This is a genomic window from Rathayibacter sp. PhB127, assembly GCF_003751665.1.
GTDB classification, from domain to species: domain Bacteria; phylum Actinomycetota; class Actinomycetes; order Actinomycetales; family Microbacteriaceae; genus Rathayibacter; species Rathayibacter festucae.
Genome location: NZ_RKHW01000002.1, coordinates 717,497 through 737,382 on the forward strand (window position 1 = coordinate 717,497; position 19,886 = coordinate 737,382).

Below are 19,886 nucleotides of genomic sequence, written 5' to 3' on the forward strand. Positions count from 1 at the left end.
GCGGGACGCGCCCGGGCCGGCCGCAGGGGCTCGGACCGCACAGGCTCGGACGGCACGGGTTCGGACGGCACGGGTTCGGAGGCCTCACACGGCGCCCGTCGACGCCCAGAGGTGGAACGCCGCATGGGCGCGGTGCGGACGCCACGCCTGCGAGGCCGCGTCGGCCGCCGCCGTGCTGATGCCGCCGAGCGCGCGGCGCAGGACCAGGTCGCCCGCGGGGAACGCGTCCGGGTCGCCGAGCAGCCGGAGGCCGAGGTAGTCGGCGGTCCACGGGCCGATGCCGGGGATCGCGAGCAGGAGCCGGCGCTGCTCCGGCAGGTCGCCCGCGCGATCGAGCACCAGACCGTCGGCGAAGGCCGCGGCGACGGCGCGGACGGTCGCCGCGCGGGCCCGCGTCACGCCGATCGCGGCGCGCAGCTCCTCGATCGGTCCGGCGAGGAGGTCCTCGGGCGTCGGGAACGAGCGGAGTCCCCGCTCGCCCTCGCGTCCGAGGGCGGTGACGACGCGCCCGCCGAAGGTCCTCGCCGCCGCCACCGACACCTGCTGGCCGAGCACCGCCATCACCGCGGCCTCGAACGGCTCGGGGTACTGCGTCGCCCGCAGGCTCGGCCGGGCGGCGACCATCGGGGCCAGCAGCGGATCGCGGGCGAGGGCGGCGCCGATCGCCTCGACGTCGGAGTCGAGGTCGAACCAGGCGCGGACCAGCGGGAGGACGGCGGGGTCGGTCGTCGTGACGCGGACGCCGGACGAGGTCAGCTCGAGCGCGAGCGGCACCGCCCGCGACCCGACGGTGACGAGGCGCTCGAGCCGCCGACCGTCGTCGGAGACCCGCTCGACGCCGGGCAGCGAGTGGTGCAGGAGGAGGTTCGCGGCGCCGACGACGTCGAAGGGGCCGTTCGCGACGAGGTCGACGGGGCGCGGGTCCACGGGTCGGGAGTCTGCGGCGCTGGGGTCGACGGCGTTCAGGGGAGGAGCACCACCTTGCCGCCGGCGCGGCCCGACTCCACCAGCGCGAGCGCCTCCACGGCAGAGGCGAGCGGGAAGGAGCGGCCGAGCACCACCTCGAGCTCACCCCGGCCGGCCCGCTCGAGCAGCGGCGCCCGGGCGGCGTCGCGGAGGGCCGTGCCGGGATCGGCGCCTTCGCCGCCGCCCAGCAGCAGGACGCCGAGCGCCGCGCCGCGCTCGAAGCCGGCGACGGTGGCGATCCGGGAGCGGTCGGCGACGAGCGCGACGGAGGCGTCGAGCGCCTCGTCGGTGCCGGCCGTGTCGAGCGCGACGTCGACGCCCTCGGGCGCCAGCGCGCGCACCCGCTCCACCAGCCCCTCCCCGTAGCGCACGGACTCGCCGCCGAAGCGCTCGACGATCGCGGCGCCCCGCTCACTGGACGTGCCGACGGCACGCGCGCCGCGCTCGCGCACGAGCTGGACGAGGAGGCTGCCGACGGCGCCGCTCGCCCCGTGGATCAGGACGGTGTCACCGGCGGAGACGTGCGTCGCCTCGAGCAGGTGCACCGCGGTCGTGCCGGTGAGCAGGAGCCCGGCCGCCTGCTCCCAGGCGAGGCCCGGCGGCTTCGGCAGGACCGAGGCGGCCGGCACCACCAGCTCCTCGGAGTAGCCGCCGGAGACCCGGAAGGCGACCACCTCGTCGCCGACCGCGACGGCGCCGAGGGGCCCGGCCGCGTCCTCCCCCACCGCGGTGACCACTCCGGCGACCTCGCTGCCGGGTCGGACGGGGGTGCGCCCGCGGCCGAAGAGACCGCGGAGGAGCTTCGCGTCCGCCGGATTGACGCCCGCGGCGCGCACGCGGATGCGCACCCGGCCGGGACCGGGCTCGCCGGGCTCGACCGTCACCGCGTGGAGGGCCTCGGGCCCGCCGAACTCGTCCGCCTGCATCGCCAGAACCACGGGGACCGCCTCTCGCGCGGGCCCCGATCGCCGGCGACGATCAGGAGGGGTCCGGGCGCGCCCGACGCTAGCAGCAGCCTCCGACACCGGCCGGGGCCCGCGGCCGAGGCGGCCGGGGCCGAGGCCGATGGATGTCGGACATCCGAGAACGCGCGTTCCCTCTGCGCCTACGATGGAGGGATGACGCCGCCGACCCTCGAAGCAACGCCTCCCCGCGAGGCGATCCTCGCGGCCGCCGACCGCCTCTACTACGAGCGCGGGATCCAGTCGGTCGGGATGGACGCGCTGCGCACCGCCGCCGGCGTCTCGCTCAAGCGCCTCTACTCGGAGTTCCCGAGCAAGGAGTCGCTCGTGCTGGCCGTGCTGCAGGCCCGCCACGAGCAGTGGACCCTCGGCGTGCGCAGCCGGGTCGCCGCCGCGACCGGCGCCCGGCCGAAGCTCCTGGCGATCTACGACTTCCTCTTCGACTGGTTCTCCGAGGACTCCTTCCGCGGCTGCAGCTTCATCAACGCCTTCGGCGAGTTCGGCTCGTCCAACCCGGCGGTCGCCCAGCTGGCCCGGGAGCACAAGGACACCTTCCAGCGGTTCCTCGCCGTGCTGACCGAGGAGGTCGGCGGCGGCGCCGAGCTGGCCGCGCAGCTCGCCCTCCTGGCCGAGGGTGCGCAGACCACCGCCGCCATCTCGGGCACCCCCGAGCCCGCCCTGCACGCCCGCCGCGCCGCCGAGATCCTGATCGACGCCGCGACCCGCACGTCCTGACGCCGCGCCGCATCCCCTGCTGATCGAGCCGCCCGCAGGGCGTATCGAGACCCACCGTCATCAGCGAGGCCGGTCTGCAGACCCGTCCTTCTGACGCAAGCGGGTCTCGATACGCGCGCTGCGCGCGCTACTCGACCAGCAAGAGAGTGCCCATGCCGGCCGAGCACCCCGCAGGGCAGCCGGGCATGCTGGTCGAGTAGCCCGCAGGGCGGCCGGTCATGCTGGTCGAGTAGCCCGCAGGGCGGCCGGGCATGCTGGTCGGGTAGCCGCCTTCGGCGGCGTATCGAGACCCACCATCACCGAGACATCCGGGAGCGAGCCTCCTCCACACACGCGATCCGACAGTGTTGTCCCCGGTCAGCCCATGGTTCCGACCCGGCTGTCGGTGGTCCCTGCTTCAATACGCGTATGTCAGAAGATGAGAATGCGGCAGCACTCGCGGAGGTGCGCGACTGCTTCACCGACGCCGCGGCCACCGAGCGCGCCGCGTCCCCGACGCGCCTCACGGCGGCGGAACGGATGCACCGGGGCTACCGCGTCGCGCTCACCGTCCCGGAATCCTTCGCCCGCGGCGCGACGCGCAGCGAGACCCGCGACCTCGTCGAGCGCTCCATTCGTGCCGAGCTGGCGGTGGCGTTCGGCGTGTCCGAGCGGGACGTCTCCCGACGCCTCGAGACCGCGCAGCTGCTGATGGAGCACCTGCCCCTCACCCGTGCGCTGCTCCGCGACGGCCGGATCCTCTGGGAGATGGGCGAGGCGATCTGCAAGACCGCGAGCAGCCTTCCTGTAGCTTCCCGCGCGGCACTCGACGAGCGCGCCGCCGACGCCGCGCTCACGATGACGACCACGCAGCTGCGCCGAGCCCTCGGCCGCTGGCGCGAGGAACTCCACGAGCAGCCCCTCGCCGAGCGGCACGCGCGTGCCCGCGAAGACCGCGCGGTGTGGGTCACCCCGGACGTCGACGGCATGGCGACGCTCTGCGTCCACGGTCCCGCGCCGGCGGTGACCGGCGCGTACGACCGGCTGCGGCGCATCGCCCGCACCCTCCGCGACGACGGCGGCCCCCGTACTCTCCAGCAGCTCAGCGCCGACGCGGCCGTCGATCTCCTCTGCGACGGCGACATCGCCGGCACGACACCGGACCCTCATCATCGGCCGGACCCGACGTTCGTCCCAGGAGTGCGAGCCGAGGTCCGGCTGACCCTCGCCGCGTCGACGGCCGTGGGCCTGGACGACGCTCCCGCGGACCTCGACGGCTACGGCCCGGTCCCCGCACCGATCGCCCGCGAGCTGATCCGCACGGCCGCCTCCTTCACCCGGGTCCTGACCGATCCGGAGACCGGCGCCGTCGTCTCCGTGGGCCGCACCTACCGTGTCCCGCCGCCGCAGATGCGCCTGCACCTCCAGCTGCGGGACCAGACCTGCCGCTTCGCCGGCTGCACACGGCCCGCCAGCACAAGCGAGGCCGACCACACCCTCGAATGGCGCAACGGCGGTGAGACCTCGCTCGAGAACCTCGTCTCGCTCTGCACGTCCCACCACCACATCCGGCACGGGGACCAGTGGACGTACGTCACAAGCGACGACAGGACGATCGTCTGGACGAGCCCGACCGGCCGGCGGATCAGCAACCGGCCACCGCCGCTCCCCGGCCGACCACCCGAGCCGCCACCGGGGCCCCGCTTCGCCGATGTACCCGCACCGTTCTGACGGTGGGGGATCTCGATACGCCCGCTCCGCGGGCTACTCGATCAGCATGAACAGCGCGCAAGCATGCCGGCGCACGTCCGCACATGCTGGTCGAGTAGCCCGAAGGGCGTATCGAGAACCGCCGCGCCGGAGTGCTCACGCGGGATCTCGATGCGACCGCTCCGCGGGTGACCCGATCAGGCGCGTCAGGCCTCGCCGCCGCCCGGCGGGCCGACGACGAGCAGCACGGCGAAGATCGCGGCGACAGCGGCCAGCACCAGGGCGGCCGCGAGGACCGGGCGGCCGAGCGCCCAGCGCAGCAGCCGGCTCGGGAGCCTCCGGTCGCGCGGGTCGGCGCCCGCCTCACGGCGCCAGTCCCCCTCGAGGAGCCCCCGCCGCTCGAAGCCGCGCTCCAGCGGGATGGTCGTGTACGGCACGACGGCGCTGGCCAGCGCGAGCAGGGTCGCTCCCACGGTCCAGCGCTGGTTCACCGCGAGGACGAGTGCGGCCGCCCCGTAGGCGAGGAACGCGAAGCCGTGGATCGGGCCGGCCACGCTCACGGGCCAGTCGCCGACTCCGACGGCGTACTTGAGCAGCATGCCGACGAGCAGGAGCGTCCAGGTCACCGCCTCGAGGATCGACAGGATGCGGAAGAGGCGGCGCGGGCTCATGGGATCGGCTCCGTTCGGGTCCGCGGCGGTGCAGCGGACGGTCGGCGTCGGTCGACGGTCAGCGGGTCGACGGTCACCGGGAGACTACGACAGCACTCCTGCCCACCACCTGGACGGCGCGGCACCGCGGGGACCAGGCCTCGCCGTCGACGGGCCGGCCGAGGCGGCGCGTCGACCGAGGAAGCGCTGCCGGCGCGACAGGTCAGCCGAAACGGCCGAGCAGCGCGAGCGTCGAGGCGACGCCGACCGCGACCGCCGAGAGCGCCGCGATCGCCCCGTGCACGCCGCTGCGCAGCGGTGTGGCCCGCGGCTCGTCGCGCAGTCCGGACCACAGTCGGCGCGCGACCTCGTCGGCGCTCGGGCGGGCGGCGGGGTCGAGGCGGGTCATCTCGGTCAGCAGCCCGCGCCAGCGCTCGGGCACCGAGTCGGGGACGACAGGGGCGTGGTGCATCCGCTGCAGCGAGATCTCCAGGGTGGTGCCGGTGTAGGCGCGACGCCCGGAGACCGCCTCGAGCAGCACCAGGCCGAGGGAGTAGACGTCGGACGCCGGGCCGACCGTCCCGGAGCCGAGGCTCTCGGGGCTGAGGTACGCCGCAGTCCCGACCAGGACGTCCGAGCGGGTGAGCCGCGCGTCGTCGACGGCCCGGGCGATGCCGAAGTCGCTGAGCTTCGCCTCGTGCCCAGCACCGGCGGCGACGACGGACCGCGTGCGGACCAGGACGTTCTCGGGCTTCACGTCCCGGTGCAGGACGTCCCGCGCGTGCAGGTGCGCCAGAGCGTCGGCGAGCTGAGCGCCGACCCCGGCGAGCAGCTCCTCGTCGCCCGAGGCGAACCAGCCGGCGGCGGGGTCGGCCGGGTCGAAGTACTCGAGGACGAGGAAGGCGAGCGCGCCCTCCTCCGTCGCGATCTCGCCCTGGTCGAGGATCTCGACGATCGAGGAGTGGCGGGAGTCGATCAGCAGGCGCACCTCGCGCTCGCGCCGCGACCGCTCGTTCGGAGTGTCGGCGACCTCGCGGTAGACCTTCACGGCGACGGAGCGCGCCAGGCGGAGATCGCGCGCCCGGAAGACCGTCGCGCTGCCGCCCTCGCCGATGCGCTCGAGGAGGAGGTAGCGGTCGGCCAGAGTCGTGCCGAGGAGGGGATCCGAGAGCGGGAGGACCGGTGCGGTGTCGAGCATGCCGTCCTCCGTCCTCCTGATTTCGCTAGCTCGTCTAACTAGCTTGTCCATTCGTACCGTCTGGGGTCGCCGAGGACAAGCACCAGGACGGGGTTGCACATGACTAGATCTTCTTGCTACATGACTGTCTAAGCTGTGGTGCATGGACGAGGTCGCGCTGACTCGACCGGCTGCCCTCCGGCACCCGGCCGTCCCGAGCGCGCCCGGGGCCGCCGAGGTCCTCGGCGCGATGCGGGCCTTCCGCACGGCCGAGAGCGCGATGCGCCGACGCACCCGCGGATCGATGGGCATGGGCGAGAACGATCTGCTCGCGGTTCAGTTCCTCATGCGCCGGCAGCAGGGCGGCCAGCACGTCAGCCCGAAGGACCTCGCCGCCTATCTCGGCATCTCCTCCGCCTCCACCACCGTGCTCATCGATCGCCTGGTCAAGAGCGGTCACGTCCTCCGCCAGCCGCACCCGAGCGACCGGCGCGCGATCCGGATCGTCGCCACCCCCACCTCCCACCGCGAGGTGCGCGAGACGCTCGACGACATGAACCAGCGGATGCTGGCCGCCGCCGAGCAGCTCTCTCCCGAGGAGGCCAGCGCGGTGGTCCGCTTCCTGCAGACCGTCCGCGAGATCGTCGAGATTCCCGGCGAGCAGGGCGACGTCCTCGAGGACGACGCAGACCACGAGCTCACAGTCGAGCGACGCCGCGCCTGAGCCGCTCGGCCCGGCCGCGCCCTCCGCGTTCTGTGCGGAACACGCGTCCTCGGCGTCGGTACTCGGGCGCTCCGGGCGTCACCGTCCGTTCATCCGGCCCGGCTTGACATCGTTAGTCAAACTAGTAGACAGTCTTTCTAGCGACAGGGACAGGCTCCTGTCTTCGTGCGAACGGGAGAAGACCATGGGCAGCATCATGTACGGCACTCCTCCGGCGGCCATCGAGGTCGACGACCGGACTCTGGCCCACCTGCAGATCGTCATCATCAACAAGTTCCGCCGGGACGAGCGCTTCCTGCTCACCCTCGACGCCAGCCCGAACGCCGGGACCGGCCGCCGCGGCGTCTGGATGCACCCGACCATCCCGCTGCAGTTCGACTTCAAGGGCAGCCGCCAGCCCACGATCAACCCCGAGTGGATCGAGGCCCTGATGGAGCGCGCCAACAGCGGCGCCGGTCTGCGCATCGTCCCCGAGCCCGTCGGCGCGACCGCGGTGCCGCTGCGCCGCGCGGAGCCGGCCGCCTAGCGCACACCGCCTGGCGCACGCCGCCTGGCGCACGCCGCCTGACGCGCGCCGCCTGACGCTCGCCGCCTGGCGCCGGTCGCCTCTGAAGGACCGGCCGGCATCGACTTCGCCGATATCTGTCGGACTCTCCGAACTGCCTTGCAAGCGCTTGACATTCCGCGCCACGCCCAGGGCGCAGGCCTACACTTCGAGTGCGGTCCGGGTTCGTTCCGGCGGGCTCGACCCCGTGACCGCGCGCATGACCGGATGCCGGGTAGCGAGCTCCCCCTCTCGTGGGCCCGGCATCCGGGTGCGCGGCGCACCCGAAGCGCTCCCGCGAGGCCTGCCGACAGGAGTCGGCGCCATGATCGACACGACCACCGCCCCGCGCTCCAGCGCCGGGGCCCCCGGCACGGATCCCGATGACGTCCGGCCCGGCGACGAGTTCACCGCCGTCGTCTCCGACGAGCTCGAGTGGTGGCGCGTCGTCGCCGTGCTCGGCATCCGCGTGCTGGCGGAGCGCCTCGGCGTCGGCGACCGGCACAGCTTCACCCTCCGCTTCGTCCGCTACCGCCTGGCTGTCGCGGCCGAGGGCGGCGCCTAGGCGGCCCGTCCCGCCTGCACCGGGCGCCCGAGGCGGGCGAACATCCGGTCGAACACTCGGCGGCGGTCGAACTGCAGGGCGTATTCGCGCGCCGCGACGGCCCGCTGCGCCCGGTCCTCCGCGGTCAGCTCGAGGACGACGTGGTCGAGCAGCGCGGCGATCGTGTCCGGAGCGTCGACCGGGGTGATGAACGCGTGCTCGCCGACCGCCTCGCCGATGCCGCCGGTCAGGGTCGTGATGACGGGTCCGCCGCCCGCGAGCATCTTCTCGGCGAGCGCGATGCCGAAGGTCTCGACGAACTCGGGGCGCGGCTTGCTCGGCAGCACGAACGCCGAGCAGCCGGCCATCAGGAAGGGCTTCTCCGCGTCGCCGACGTCGTCGAGGAAGCGGATGCGGTGCGCCAGCGGCGACGCGGCCGCCAGGCGGCGCAGCTCCGCCTCCTGCGGTCCGCGGCCGGCGATGACCAGCTCCCGATCCGTGTGCACGGCGCTGCGCTCGTAGCCGGCGATGAGGTCCTCGACGCCCTTCGCCTCCGTCAGCCGGGAGAGGAAGAGCACGTAGCCGTCGGTGCGGAGCCCGCGGGCGCGCACCACCTCGTCGACGACGGCCGGGTCGAGCCCGGTGTAGGCGTCGGAGTCGATCGCCGGGTAGGAGATCTCGATGCGCGCGCGGCACTGCTCGGCGAAGCGGGTGCCGTGCACCGCGTCGATCCGCTCGGCCTCCTCGACGATCAGGTCGCGGGTGTACTCGGAGACGGCGACGCAGTGGTCCTGCGAGAGGTACGAGGCAAAGATGTGCGCGGCGGCGCCGAGGCGGCCCTCCTCCACCGCCCGGCGGACGACGTTCGTGACGTCGGAGCCGACCGCCTCGGCGATCGTCGTGACGTCGACCGGGAGTCCGGTGCTCCAGGCGGCGCGCAGGGCGTCCGCCACCGCGAGGGTGTGCGGGCTGAGGTAGAGGGAGAGGCAGACGGTGGGCACGCCGTCGGTGAACAGCTCCACCAGGCGGCCGACCATGCCGGCGAGGAAGCGGCCGTCCGGCACCTTGTAGTCGCCGACCGGTTCCGGGCGCTCGACGATGATGCCGTCGCTGTAGGGGAGGACGGCGTCGAGCGGCTTGAGCGGGAGGCCGGCGGCCTGGAGCCGCTCGATCGGCCAGGTGACGATCCGCACCTCGTCGAAGCCGCGCTCCAGGGCGGTCTCGGCGAGGTTGCGGGCCTCGACCGAGTGCCCGCAGATCACCGGATCCGCGCGGACCACGATGACGAGTCGGTTCTGCACGGTGTGGGCGTGCGTGCTCTGGTCCATGGTGCTCCTTCAGGGGTGATCGGTGCGGGTGGGTCGGGCGTGGTCAGGGCGTGGTCAGGGCGTGCGGGGTGCTCAGTGCCGCGGGAACGACGGCGGGCGGTGCTCGGGGGCGCTCCCCCAGCCAGCCGGCTCGGGGCCGAGGTGCAGCGTCAGCTCGCCGCCGCGGTGCAGCTCGGCGGCGGTGATCCAGCTCGCCTCGAGCGGTGCGCCGTTCAGCTCCGCGGACTGCACGTACTGGACGGGGCCGCCCGGCACCGGCTCGACGAAGCCGGTCGTGCGGAGCTCGACGTCCGCCCCGCCCACCGCGATCGACGCCCGCGCGAAGGCCGGCGCGTTGACCAGCAGCAGCCCCTGGCCGGCGACCGGGAAGAGCCCGAGGCTCGCCCAGACGTACCAGGAGCTCAGGCCACCGGAGTCGTCGTTGCCGGGCAGACCGCCGCGACCCGCGCCGAAGCGCTGGTGCAGCACCCCGTGCACGATCTCGGCCGTGCGGTCGGGCCGGCCCGCGTAGTGGTACGCCCAGGGCGCGTCCATGTCGGGCTCGTTGTTCAGCCCCTCGAAGCGGCCGAGGGCGGAGCCCGCGAGCATCTCCGCGCGGTCCGGGCGCAGTCCCGGCTGCACGACGGGCTCGGCGCCGTAGCCGAAGAACTCGTCCAGCTGCGCGACGAAGGCGTCGTCGCCGCCGCTGATCGCGATGCGGCCGGCCATGTCGTGCAGCAGGCGGAAGGAGTAGTTGTGCCGGGTGCCCTCGTAGTAGGTGGAGTCCTTGAGCAGGCCGGAGCGCAGGTCGTAGGCGTTCACCCACTGGGCCGCCCGCTCCTCGAGCTGGTCGGCGAGGAGGTGGTCGCCGACGTGCCGCGCCACGACGGCGGTGCACCAGTAGCCGTGCGCGAGGTCGAGGGTGTGGCTGATCGGGTGCGCCTCCCCCGCCGCCAGGAACTCCTCGCCGTAGGTGCGCTTGAGGTCCTCGCCCATGTGCACGAGGGCCGCCTCCCAGTCGATGCCGGGCAGGCCGAGGCGGCAGAGGTCGGCGAGGAAGGTGTGCGCGAGCGCGCTGCCCTGGCGGGAGAAGCGGTCGCTGCCCTTGGCCATCCGGTAGCCGATCGGGAAGTTGCCCTCCTCCTCGCAGATGGTGAGCAGCGCCGCGCCGATCTCGACGGCGCGCTCGGGAAGGAGCGCGGTGAGCAGCGGAAGCTGGGTGCGGTAGATGTCCCACATGGTGCTGAGGTCGAAGACGAACGGGCCGTCGGTCGGCCAGAACGGGCTCTCGTCCGGCGCCAGGCAGGGCTTGATCAGCGAGTGGTAGAGCGCCGTGGCGAAGACGGTCTCGCGCTCGGGCGAGGGGGTGTCCACGGCGATCGTGCGCAGGCGCTTCCGCCAGGTCTTGCGGGTGCGGTCGCGGCGCTGGTCGAAGCCGCCGGTCGTCGGCGGCACGTCGCGGTGCAGGTTCTCGCGGGCACGCTCGGTGCCGCGGAGGGAGAAGCCCATCCGCAGCTCGACGGTCTGGCCGGCCGTGCTCGGCCCGGCCCACATCAGCCCGAACGGGCGCAGGGTCGTCGGGCGGATGTGGTCGAAGTCGAGCCGGGTGCCGCCCGGCATCAGCCGGCGGTCGTACCAGAGCATCTGCCGCCACTGCAGGGCGTCGCACTCGAGGTGGACGGCGAGCGGCGCGCCCTCCATGACGACCTCGCCGGCTGCGACGCCGGGCGAGATCGAGTGCAGCTGCGCGCGGAGCGGGATCGTCGCTCCGGACGGGATCGCGAGACCGCCGAGCGAGAGGTCGACGACCACGCGGGCGCTGCGGTGCTCGGGGAAGGTGTAGCGGTGCACGACCGAGGCGGGGCCGACGGTGAGCTCGGCGCGGATCCCGGAGGAGAGGGTCGCGGCGTAGTAGCCGGGCTCGGCGACCTCGTCCTCGATCGCCCAGCTGCGGCCGAGCTCGTCGAGCGGCTCGAGCATCGGCGTGACGCGGAGGTAGTTGTAGTACTTGCGGATCGCGCCGGTGCCGGACTGCTGGAAGTGCGTGAAGCCTGAGGCGACGAGGCCGTCCTGGATCGTCGGCGGGACGCCCTCGAGCGCAAGGTCGTAGCGGCCGTAGCCGGTCGGGTAGGCGCCGGAGTAGGAGCAGGCGGACACAATCCCGAGCGGGAAGGTCGCGCCCGGGTGCGTGTTGCCGATCTGCGGCTTGGGCGACCACCAGGTCGCGGCGAGCCCGGTCGCGTCCGGGAGCAGGGTCGCCTCGGTGCCGAGGAACGGGTCCACCCGCTCGATCACCGGGTGCCCACCCGTCCGTACCCCGCCGCCGCCATGCCGTGACGCTAGGCAGCGCGGGGGGACGCAGGGTGTCGCCCGGGTGTCGTGCGGGCGACGGGTCGGCGACCGGACGGGGCCGCCGACCCGTCGCCGCGGGCCTCTGGGATCCAGCGCCTGCCGGATCGGGCGCCTAGGGGATCAGGCGCTCCGCGCGGTAGCGGTCGAACAGGGCCGTGAAGGAGTCGACGGTGCGGTGGTGCACGCCGAAGCCGGCCAGGCGCGATTTGCTGATGTCGGTGACCACCTCGATCTGCCGGCCGAGGTCGGCGTCGGTGTGCCACCAGGAGGCGACGCGCTCGAGGTCGGGCTCGATCAGGTCGTGCTCGCGGACGAGGCGCTGCCAGACCTCGTCGGCGCCGGCCATCTGCTGCTCGAGGGGCTGCGGCTCCTCGCCGGGGCCGACGGGCTCGACGCCGAAGTGCTCGGCGATCCGCGACCACATCCAGCGCCAGCGGAAGACGTCGCCGTTGACGACGTTGAACGCCTCGTCGCGGCCCGCCTCCGACGTCGACGCCCAGAGCATCTGCTCGGCGAGGACGGTGGAGTCGGTCATGTCGGTGAGGCCGTTCCACTGCGTGAGCGAGCCGGGGAAGACGAACGGCGTGCCCTGCGCGCGGTGGATCGACGCGGCGACGGCCAGGGTGAGGCCCATGTTCATCGCGTTGCCGACCGCGTGGCCGATCACGGTGTGCGAGCGGTGCACCGACCAGGTGAAGCCGTCGCGCTCGGCGGCCGCGAACAGCTCGTCCTCCTGCGCGTAGTAGAAGTTGGGCGCGTCGAGGCGCTCCTCCTCCTCGTGGAACGGGGTGTCGGGCATCGCGCCCTGGCCGTACGCCTCGAACGGGCCGAGGTAGTGCTTGAGGCCGGTGACCAGCGCGACGTGCTCGAGCGGCGCGTGCGAGAGCGCGGCGAGGAGGTCGCGGACCATGCCGCCGTTGACGGCGATGTTCTCCTCCTCCGTGGCCTGGCGCGACCAGGCGGTGAAGAAGACGTGGGTCGGCTTCTCGTCGGCGAGCACGCGCTCGAGGTCCTCGGCGGAGCGGAGGTCGGCGGAGAGCGGGGTGACGCCGGGGCGCTCGGCGATCGGCCGACGCGAGAGGGCGGTCACGGGCCAGCCGCGCTCGGCGAGCAGGTCGACGAGGGCGGAGCCGCCGATGCCGGTGGCGCCGACCACGAGGGCGCGCTGCTCGGGAGCGGGGGCCTCGGGAGTGGGGGCCTCGGACGTGGGGACGGTGGACGGGTCTGCTGCGGAAGTCATCCCTGAGGACAACGCGCGTCCCGGCCCGGCATTCCTGGGCGCGTCAGCCGACGGCGGGCAGCGGTTCGCCGTGGCCGTCGAAGGAGAGGTCGACGCCGGCCTCGGCGCACTCGCGGGCGATCAGGTCGAGGGCGTTCCAGAAGGACGGATTCCGCACCGGCTTCCGGGCGAGGGTGCTCTGCAGTGCATGCTTCGCCGAGCGCGCCGCGTCGACCGCGGTCGAGGTGGAGGACTCGTACTTCAGCGCGTCGAGGGCGGCCTCGAACGCCTCGCGGTTCGCCGTCGCGGGGTCCGCCGCGAAGGCGTTCCACGACTCCTCGACGGGAGGGCAGAGGGCCGGGTCCTGCGTCTGCCCGGGGAGAGCGCAGCCGGTGAGGAGGAGGACGTGCGCGGTGAGGAGCACTGCCGCCGCCCTGCTTGTCCGCCTCATCCGAGTGAGGGTACCGTCCGTCCGGGATCGCGGTGTCGGAGGCACGGGGTAGCGTCGGTGGGTGCGTGCTCCGTGGAAGAACAATGAACCCGGGGCGCGGCTCCCCCGCGACGTGAAGGTCCTCGGGATCGTCGCGTTCTTCGTGATGCTGGGGTTCGGGGTCGTCGTGCCGGTGCTGCCGGTGTACGTGCGGAGCTTCGGGGTCGGCTACGTCGAGGTCGGCGCGGTCGTGTCGGCCTTCGCGCTGATGAGGCTGGTCGCGAATCCGTTCGTCGGGCCGCTGGTCGACCGGGTCGGCGAGCGCATCGTGCTGGCGGTCGGCATCGGGATCGTCGCGGTCTCCAGCGCGCTCGTCGGGCTCGCCGGCGACTACGCGCACCTGCTGCTGCTGCGCGGGGCCGGCGGGATCGGCTCCGCGATGTTCTCGGTCGCGGCGATGACGCTGCTGCTGCGGACGGCGGATCCGGAGCGGCGGGGCCGGTCGATCGGCTTCTACCAGGGCGGCTTCCTGCTCGGCGGCATGGCGGGACCGGCCGTCGGCGGCGTGCTGACGGCGATCTCGCTGACCGCTCCCTTCTTCTTCTACGCGGGCACGCTCGCGATCGCCGGGATCGTGGGGCTGGTGCTGCTGCAGCGGCCGGACCGGGACGCGGAGGCGGCGGTGACTGCGGTCGCCAAGCCGATGCGCGAGGTCGCGCGCGACCGGCGGTACCAGAGCGCGGTGCTCGCGAACTTCGCGCTCGGCTGGTCGGCGATGGGCGTCCGCGCGACGCTCGTGCCGGTGCTCGTCGTCGAGGGGCTGGGCGACGAGCCGGCCTGGACGGGCATCGCCTTCGCGATCGCGGCGGTGGTGCAGACGATCGCGCTGGCGCCGGCCGGGCGCTTCGTCGACACGGTCGGGCGGCGGCCCGCGCTGATCGGCGGGTTCGCCGTCGCGGCCGTCGCGATGCTGGCGATGCCGCTGGTGCACGAGCTGTGGCTGCTGATCGCGCTGCTCTGCGTGTACGGGGCGGCGGCGGCGTTCATGGGGACGGCGCCCGGCGCGCTCGTGGGCGATGCGGCGGGCGAGCGCGGCGGGAAGCCCGTGTCGTTCTTCCAGGCGGCGTCGGACCTCGGCGGGGTCGTCGGGCCGCTGCTGGCGGGGGCGCTCGCGGACGCGGCGTCGCCGACGGCGGCGTTCGCGTCGGCCTTCGTGCTGCTCGGGCTGACCGCGGTCGTCGGACTGCGGGTGCCGCGGCGCTGACCGCCGCACCATGCACTCCGGCACGCCGGTGAGGCGTCCTGCACTGGTCGAGGCGTCCAGCAGCACCGGGACGCTTCGACCGTTCGAGGACGTCTCGGCGCGAGCGGGGGCGGTCAGGTGTTGCGGCCGCGGGCGTCGACGGGCCAAGTGGCGGTGGTGCCGTCGGCGCGGAGGACGCGGTAGTCGTCGGCGAGGTTGACGGCGACGCAGACGTGGTTGGGGGCGATGCGGATCCGGGTGCCGAGCGGCAGGTCGACACCGGTGATCGTGGCGTGGTGCTCCGAGAGGACGGTGATGCGGGCCTCGGGGTGCTCGAGGAGGCGGCCGAAGCCGGTCGAGGCGGCGCCGCGGTCGGAGGAGAGCACCTTGCTGCCGGCGTCGGCGATCAGGTGGTCGTCGCGGCGGGCGACGATCGTCGCGAGCACGGTGACGGCGATCGACTCCGGGCCGATGGTGCCGATCTCCCACTGCTGCGCGTCGCCGAGGGCCGAGACGCCGGGGCGCAGCTCGGTGAGCACCGTGGCGTCGGCGAACTCGAGGGACGGGGTGGAGCCTCCGCTGATCACGCGGGCCGGGACTCCGGCGTCGGCGAGCGAGACGGCGGCGGCGCTGAGCGCGACGGCCTCGTCGCGGGCGGCGGCGCGGCGGCCGTCGAGGGCGTAGCTGTGCCCGGGGAAGGTGAACACACCGACCACGTCGAGCCCGGCCTCGGCCGCGGCAGCCGCGACGGCACCGGCCTCCTGCGGCGGCACTCCGCTGCGGTGGTGGCCGGAGTCGACCTCGACCACGACCTCGAGGCCGGCGGGGATCGCCGCGGCGAGGCGGCGCGCCGACTCCGCGGAGTCGACGCCGACCCGGACCCGCGCCCGCTCGAGCACACCGCGCAGCCGGGCCGCGCGCTCGGCGTCGAGCCAGAGCGGGTAGGCGATGAAGAGGTCCTCGACACCGCCGGCCGCGAACACCTCGGCCTCCGACACCGTCGCGACGGTGAGGCCGACCGCGCCGGCCGCCAGCTGCCGCCGGGCGATCTCGATCGACTTGTGGGTCTTGGCGTGCGGGCGCAGCGCGACGCCCCGATCGCGGGCCGAGCGGGCGGTGGCCGCGATGTTGCGGTCGAGGACCGCCTCGTCGAGCACGAGCGCGGGCGTGGGGACGCTGTCCGGGATGCGAGGCACGGGGCGATCCTAGGGCGGCTCTCCTCTACGGTGAAGGGGACGACGAGCGGCGGGGGCGGCGACTCGACCGAGCCGCAGACCCGAAGGAGTGCCGCATGCGCGAGCAGGACGCCCGATCCCACCACGAGGAGTCCGCGGCGCGCGCGGCCTCCTTCGGTCAGGGCATGCTGACCGCGACGTACGCGCTCCGGCACGAGAAGGGGCTCGACGTCGTGTTCCTGCTCCGCGGCACCGGCCCCGACTTCCTGATCGGCATGGGCGCCGCCTCGGACGACTTCCGCTCCGTCCTCTCCATCGGACTCGACAGCCGGGACGGCGTGCTCCGCCCCACCGCGAGTCACACGATCGACGGCCGCCGCCGCGGCGTCCCGGCGCGGGTGGTCTTCCGGAGCGACGGAGCGCTGGTCGTCGAGGCGAGTCCGCTGCCGCTGCGCGACCGGCCCGCGTCGCTGAAGTGCTGGTCGTTCGTCCGCTCGGGCGAGGAGGAGCACTACTCCGACGTCGTCGGCTTCGTCGCGCCCTCGCTCGCCACTCTGCCGCCCGTGCCGCTGAAGACGCGGCCGCGGGCGCACAGGCCCTAGGGTGTGGTCAGACCGGTCCGCCGCCGGTCGCCCGCGCCCGACGGAAGGCCGAGCTCTATGGATCCCGACGACTCCCCGACCCTCGAGCAGGCGCCGCCGCAGCGGCGGATCGTCACCACCCGCACCGGCGCCGTGGTCGCGGTCGGCGTGCTCGGCGCGGTGATGCGCACCGAGGGTGCGATCTACGGCACGGTGCTCTCGATCACGCTGATCGCGGTCGGCTGGGACAAGGACACCGACCTCGACGTCCTGCTGTTCCTGCTCGGCTCGGTGACGGTGTTCTGGGTCGCGCACCTCTACTCCGGGACGATCGCGCGTCTGCCCGAGTCGGATCCGACTCCGCGCACGGTGCTCGCCGCCGTGCGGGACACCGCCCGGCACTCGATCGGGATGATCGCCGCGATGGTCGTGCCGGCGCTGCTGCTCGCGCTCGGTCCGCTCGGGGTGCTGGACGAGTGGACGGCGTACTACCTCGCGCTCGGAGCGGGCGTCGTGATCCTCGCGGCGCTCGGCTACCTGATGTCGGCGCGGCGCGGCAGCTCGTGGAAGCGTCGGGTGCTCAGCACGCTCGTGACGACGCTGCTCGGGTTCGTCGTGGTGTGGCTCAGCACGCTGGTGCACTGAGCTGCAGGTGCACTGAGCTGCTGGTGCACGGAACTGCCGGTGCACGGAACCCTCGACGGGCGACGGGCGCGGCTGCCAGGCTGACGGGATGACCTCTCAGCCCTCCGCGCTCCGCCCCTTCGGCCCGTCGGGCGCCCTGGTGACCCGGCTCACCCTCGGCACCTCCTGGAACCCCGACCGCGTCGGCTCGCTCGACACGGTGCCCGCGCTCGAGCGCGTGCTCGACTCCGGCGCCGGCCGCCCCGTCTCGGTGATCGACACCTCCAACGAGTACGCGCTCGGACACAGCGAGCGGCTGATCGGCGAGGCGCTGCGGGCGCGCGGCGGGGTCCCGGAGGGGATCACCGTCGTCACGAAGCTCGACCGCGACCCGGAGACCGGCAGCTACTCGGCCGAGCGGATGCGCCGCAGCCTCGACGAGAGCCGCGAGCGCCTGGGCATGGACGTGCTGCCGCTGCTCTACCTGCACGACCCGGAGCGGATCTCCTACGACGAGGCCTTCGCCGAGGACGGCCCGGTGCGCGCGCTCGTCGCGATGAAGGAGGCGGGGGTCGCGCTCTCCATCGGCATCTCGGGCGGGCCCGCGCCGATGCTGCGCCACTACGTCGACACCGGGCTCTTCGACGCGGTGATCACGCACAACCGGTTCACGCTGGTCGACCGCTCCTCCGAGGAGCTGATCGACGCCTCCGTCGCGCGCGGCGTCGTCGTGGTGAACGCGGCCGTCTACGGGGGCGGGGCGCTCGCGCGCTGGCCAGAGCCGGTCCGGACCTACGCCTACGCGCCGGCGCCGCGGGAGATCGTCGACGCGGTCGCCGCGATGGGCGAGGCCTGCGAGCGGGCGGGCGTGCCGCTCGCCGCCGCCGCCCTGCAGTTCTCGACCCGCGACCCGCGGGTGACGACGACGGTGGTCGGTGCGACGAGCGCCGAGCACTACGACGCGTTCGTCGCGGACGACGCGCTCGACATCCCGGACGCGCTGTTCGAGGAGCTGGAGTCGCTCGCGCCGCCGAGCTCGGTCTGGCAGGAGGCACCCGGGGCGACCTGGCCGCGCTGAGCGACGGCGCGGGGACGGCCATCGCGCGACAGCGGGCATACGGGGGCCGCTCCGTCGGTTGGCCCTGAGATGACCGACGCACCTCGCACCACCACCGACTCCCCCGCCCTCTTCCAGCCGCTGACCCTCCGCTCCCGCACGGCGCGCAACCGTGTCTGGGCCGCGCCGATGTGCCAGTACTCGGTGGAGGCGCAGGACGGCGTGCCGACGCCGTGGCACCTCGTGCACCTCGGCTCGCTCGCGCGCGGCGGGGCGGGGGTCGTGATCGTCGAGGCGACCGGCGTCGTGCCCGAGGGGCGGATCAGCCCCTGGGACACCGGGCTCTGGAACGACGCGCAGCAGGCGGCCTGGGCGCCGATCGTCGACTTCGTGCACGGGCAGGGCGCCCTCGCCGGCATCCAGCTCGCGCACGCGGGCCGCAAGGCGTCGACCTATCGCGAGTGGAGCGGGCGCGGCTCCGTGCCCGTCGACGAGGGCGGCTGGGAGACGGTCGCCCCCTCCGCCGTCGCGTTCGAGGGCTACGCGGTGCCGCGGGCGCTCGACGTCGAGGAGCTCCCGGGCCTCGTCGAGGCGTTCCGCGCCTCCGCCCGCCGTGCCGTGGACGCGGGCTTCGACGTGATCGAGCTGCACGCGGCGCACGGCTACCTGCTGCACCAGTTCCTCTCGCCGCTCTCGAACCACCGCGAGGACGCCTACGGCGGATCGCTGGAGAACCGCGCGCGGCTCCTGCTCGAGGTCGTCCGCGCGGTGCGGGCCGAGATCGGCGAGCTGCCGCTGCTGGTGCGCTTCTCCGCCACCGACTGGGCCGAGGGCGGTTGGACGCTCGAGGAGACGATCCGGGTCTCGGAGTGGGCGCGCGACGAGGGAGTCGACCTCTTCGACGTCTCGACCGGCGGGCTCGTGAAGGGGACCGACATCCCGGTGGCGCCGCTCTACCAGGTGCCGTTCGCGCGCGAGGTGGGCCGGGCGACCGGCGCTCCCGTCGGGGCGGTCGGGCTGATCACGACGGCCGAGCAGGCCGAGGGCGTGGTGGCGGGCGGTGACGCGGACGTGGTGCTGCTGGCGCGCGAGCTGCTGCGCGACCCGCACGCGCCGTCGCGGATGGCGCGCGAGCTGGGGGCTCCGCTCGGGCTGGTGCCGCCGCAGTACGCACGGGCCTGGCGCTGACACGACGAAGGGCCGGGGGCGTCACCGCCTCCGGCCCTTCACATCGTTCTGCTACTTCTCGTCGGCCTCGCCCTCGGAGTCGCTCGGGGCGTCCTCCTCGGGGTTGAAGTGCGAGTCGCCCGAGACGCCCAGGGCGATCCCGTCCTCGGAGTCGGGGATGGTGCCCTCGGTGCCGAGGCCGCCGTCCTCAGGAGTGCCGGTGTCCGGGGTGCTGTCGTCCGACATCGGGCTCAGGCCTCGACGTCGCCGCGCCAGGCGCCGTCCGGCGAGCCCTTGGACTCGATGTACTCCTTGAAGTTCTTGAGGTCCTTCTTGACCGCGTGGCTGCCGGCGCCGACGAGCGAGCCGACGGTCTCGAGGAAGCCCTCGGGCTCCCAGTCGAGCTGCACGGTGACGCGGGTCTCGGTGTCCGAGAGCTTGTGGAAGGTGACGACGCCGGCGTGGTCGGTCTCGCCGCCGGTGCTGTTCCAGGCGACGCGCTCGTCGGGGTGCTGCTCGGTGATGTTGGCCTCGAACTCGCGCTCGACGGGGCCGACCTTCACCTTCCAGACGGTGAGGACGTCGGTGACCTGCTGGATGGACTCGACCTCGTCGAGGAACTTGGGGAACTCCTCGAACTGGGTCCACTGGTTGTACGCGACGGACACGGGGACGTTGACGTCGACGGTCTCGATGATCTGCGACACGGTAGTGCTCCTTGATGTCTCACTCGGTGTGCG

21 protein-coding genes are annotated in these 19,886 nt (G+C 73.8%); 10 read left to right on the forward strand and 11 right to left on the reverse strand.

The window, feature by feature from the left end:
- Window positions 1–84: 84 nt before the first annotated feature.
- Window positions 85–927 carry a DNA-3-methyladenine glycosylase gene (locus EDF22_RS13660; protein WP_123705402.1) on the reverse strand — a complete coding sequence of 281 codons (843 nt, stop codon included), beginning with the start codon at window positions 925–927 and terminating at the stop codon, window positions 85–87.
- A gap of 35 nt (window positions 928–962) precedes the next feature.
- Window positions 963–1,904 (reverse strand): NADP-dependent oxidoreductase, encoded by a 942-nt coding sequence (locus EDF22_RS13665; protein ID WP_260303456.1) that lies wholly within the window; start codon window positions 1,902–1,904, stop codon window positions 963–965.
- A 180-nt stretch (window positions 1,905–2,084) separates the two neighbouring features.
- On the opposite strand from EDF22_RS13665, the gene EDF22_RS13670 reads away from it, so the two are divergent.
- Together EDF22_RS13670 and EDF22_RS13675 are read left to right on the forward strand one after the other, a co-directional pair.
- Window positions 2,085–2,663, forward strand: a complete 579-nt coding sequence (locus EDF22_RS13670) for a TetR/AcrR family transcriptional regulator (RefSeq protein ID WP_123705403.1) — start codon at window positions 2,085–2,087, stop codon at window positions 2,661–2,663.
- 408 nt (window positions 2,664–3,071) lie between these two features.
- Window positions 3,072–4,373 carry an HNH endonuclease signature motif containing protein gene (locus tag EDF22_RS13675; RefSeq protein WP_123705404.1) on the forward strand — a complete coding sequence of 434 codons (1,302 nt, stop codon included), beginning with the start codon at window positions 3,072–3,074 and terminating at the stop codon, window positions 4,371–4,373.
- Window positions 4,374–4,558: 185 nt separating this feature from the next.
- Here the strand turns inward: EDF22_RS13675 and EDF22_RS13680 are convergent, their stop codons facing one another.
- A complete protein-coding gene (locus EDF22_RS13680; RefSeq protein WP_123705405.1) occupies window positions 4,559–5,023 on the reverse strand; it encodes a DUF3817 domain-containing protein in 465 nt (154 codons plus the stop codon).
- 202 nt (window positions 5,024–5,225) lie between these two features.
- Window positions 5,226–6,200, reverse strand: coding sequence for a serine/threonine-protein kinase (locus tag EDF22_RS13685; protein WP_185038929.1), 975 nt, complete (start codon window positions 6,198–6,200; stop codon window positions 5,226–5,228).
- Between the two features lie 142 nt (window positions 6,201–6,342).
- On the opposite strand from EDF22_RS13685, the gene EDF22_RS13690 reads away from it, so the two are divergent.
- The 3 genes from EDF22_RS13690 to EDF22_RS13700 all read left to right on the forward strand — a co-directional run bounded on the left by EDF22_RS13690 (window position 6,343) and on the right by EDF22_RS13700 (window position 8,012).
- Entirely contained in the window at window positions 6,343–6,903 is a 561-nt protein-coding gene (locus EDF22_RS13690) for a MarR family winged helix-turn-helix transcriptional regulator (protein WP_123705406.1), read from the forward strand.
- Window positions 6,904–7,087: 184 nt separating this feature from the next.
- Window positions 7,088–7,429, forward strand: a complete 342-nt coding sequence (locus EDF22_RS13695; protein WP_123705407.1) for an ATP-dependent DNA ligase — start codon at window positions 7,088–7,090, stop codon at window positions 7,427–7,429.
- 343 nt (window positions 7,430–7,772) lie between these two features.
- A complete protein-coding gene (locus EDF22_RS13700; RefSeq protein WP_123705408.1) occupies window positions 7,773–8,012 on the forward strand; it encodes a hypothetical protein in 240 nt (79 codons plus the stop codon).
- Here the strand turns inward: EDF22_RS13700 and EDF22_RS13705 are convergent.
- From EDF22_RS13705 to EDF22_RS13720, 4 genes are all read right to left on the reverse strand, one after another.
- On the reverse strand, window positions 8,009–9,319 hold the full coding sequence (locus EDF22_RS13705) for a glycosyltransferase family 4 protein (RefSeq protein WP_123705409.1): 1,311 nt from the start codon (window positions 9,317–9,319) through the stop codon (window positions 8,009–8,011). The two genes, EDF22_RS13700 and EDF22_RS13705, sit on opposite strands and share 4 nt — an antisense overlap.
- Before the next feature lie 72 nt (window positions 9,320–9,391).
- Window positions 9,392–11,593 carry a glycoside hydrolase domain-containing protein gene (locus tag EDF22_RS13710; RefSeq protein WP_123705410.1) on the reverse strand — a complete coding sequence of 734 codons (2,202 nt, stop codon included), beginning with the start codon at window positions 11,591–11,593 and terminating at the stop codon, window positions 9,392–9,394.
- Between the two features lie 169 nt (window positions 11,594–11,762).
- Entirely contained in the window at window positions 11,763–12,890 is a 1,128-nt protein-coding gene (locus EDF22_RS13715; protein ID WP_123705411.1) for an SDR family oxidoreductase, read from the reverse strand.
- 43 nt (window positions 12,891–12,933) lie between these two features.
- Window positions 12,934–13,320, reverse strand: a complete 387-nt coding sequence (locus EDF22_RS13720; protein WP_148059192.1) for a hypothetical protein — start codon at window positions 13,318–13,320, stop codon at window positions 12,934–12,936.
- 61 nt (window positions 13,321–13,381) lie between these two features.
- Here EDF22_RS13720 and EDF22_RS13725 point away from each other — a divergent pair, with 61 nt between their 5' ends.
- A complete protein-coding gene (locus EDF22_RS13725) occupies window positions 13,382–14,563 on the forward strand; it encodes an MFS transporter (protein WP_260303457.1) in 1,182 nt (393 codons plus the stop codon).
- A gap of 113 nt (window positions 14,564–14,676) precedes the next feature.
- On the opposite strand, the gene EDF22_RS13730 is transcribed toward EDF22_RS13725, so the two are convergent.
- Entirely contained in the window at window positions 14,677–15,738 is a 1,062-nt protein-coding gene (locus EDF22_RS13730) for an alanine racemase (RefSeq protein WP_123705413.1), read from the reverse strand.
- 95 nt (window positions 15,739–15,833) lie between these two features.
- On the opposite strand from EDF22_RS13730, the gene EDF22_RS13735 reads away from it, so the two are divergent.
- The 4 genes from EDF22_RS13735 (at window position 15,834) to EDF22_RS13750 (ending at window position 19,167) form a co-directional block, all read left to right on the forward strand.
- Window positions 15,834–16,319, forward strand: coding sequence for a hypothetical protein (locus EDF22_RS13735; RefSeq protein WP_123705414.1), 486 nt, complete (start codon window positions 15,834–15,836; stop codon window positions 16,317–16,319).
- A gap of 57 nt (window positions 16,320–16,376) precedes the next feature.
- Window positions 16,377–16,943 (forward strand): hypothetical protein, encoded by a 567-nt coding sequence (locus EDF22_RS13740; protein ID WP_123705415.1) that lies wholly within the window; start codon window positions 16,377–16,379, stop codon window positions 16,941–16,943.
- A gap of 88 nt (window positions 16,944–17,031) precedes the next feature.
- On the forward strand, window positions 17,032–18,000 hold the full coding sequence (locus tag EDF22_RS13745; RefSeq protein WP_123705416.1) for an aldo/keto reductase: 969 nt from the start codon (window positions 17,032–17,034) through the stop codon (window positions 17,998–18,000).
- 69 nt (window positions 18,001–18,069) lie between these two features.
- A complete protein-coding gene (locus EDF22_RS13750) occupies window positions 18,070–19,167 on the forward strand; it encodes an NADH:flavin oxidoreductase/NADH oxidase (RefSeq protein WP_123705417.1) in 1,098 nt (365 codons plus the stop codon).
- 51 nt (window positions 19,168–19,218) lie between these two features.
- Here EDF22_RS13750 and EDF22_RS20890 read toward each other — a convergent pair whose 3' ends face one another.
- Complete coding sequence (locus tag EDF22_RS20890; protein ID WP_164874539.1) at window positions 19,219–19,392, reverse strand: hypothetical protein; 174 nt, start codon at window positions 19,390–19,392, stop codon at window positions 19,219–19,221.
- A 5-nt stretch (window positions 19,393–19,397) separates the two neighbouring features.
- A complete protein-coding gene (locus tag EDF22_RS13755; protein ID WP_123446671.1) occupies window positions 19,398–19,853 on the reverse strand; it encodes an SRPBCC family protein in 456 nt (151 codons plus the stop codon).
- Window positions 19,854–19,886: the final 33 nt, after the last annotated feature.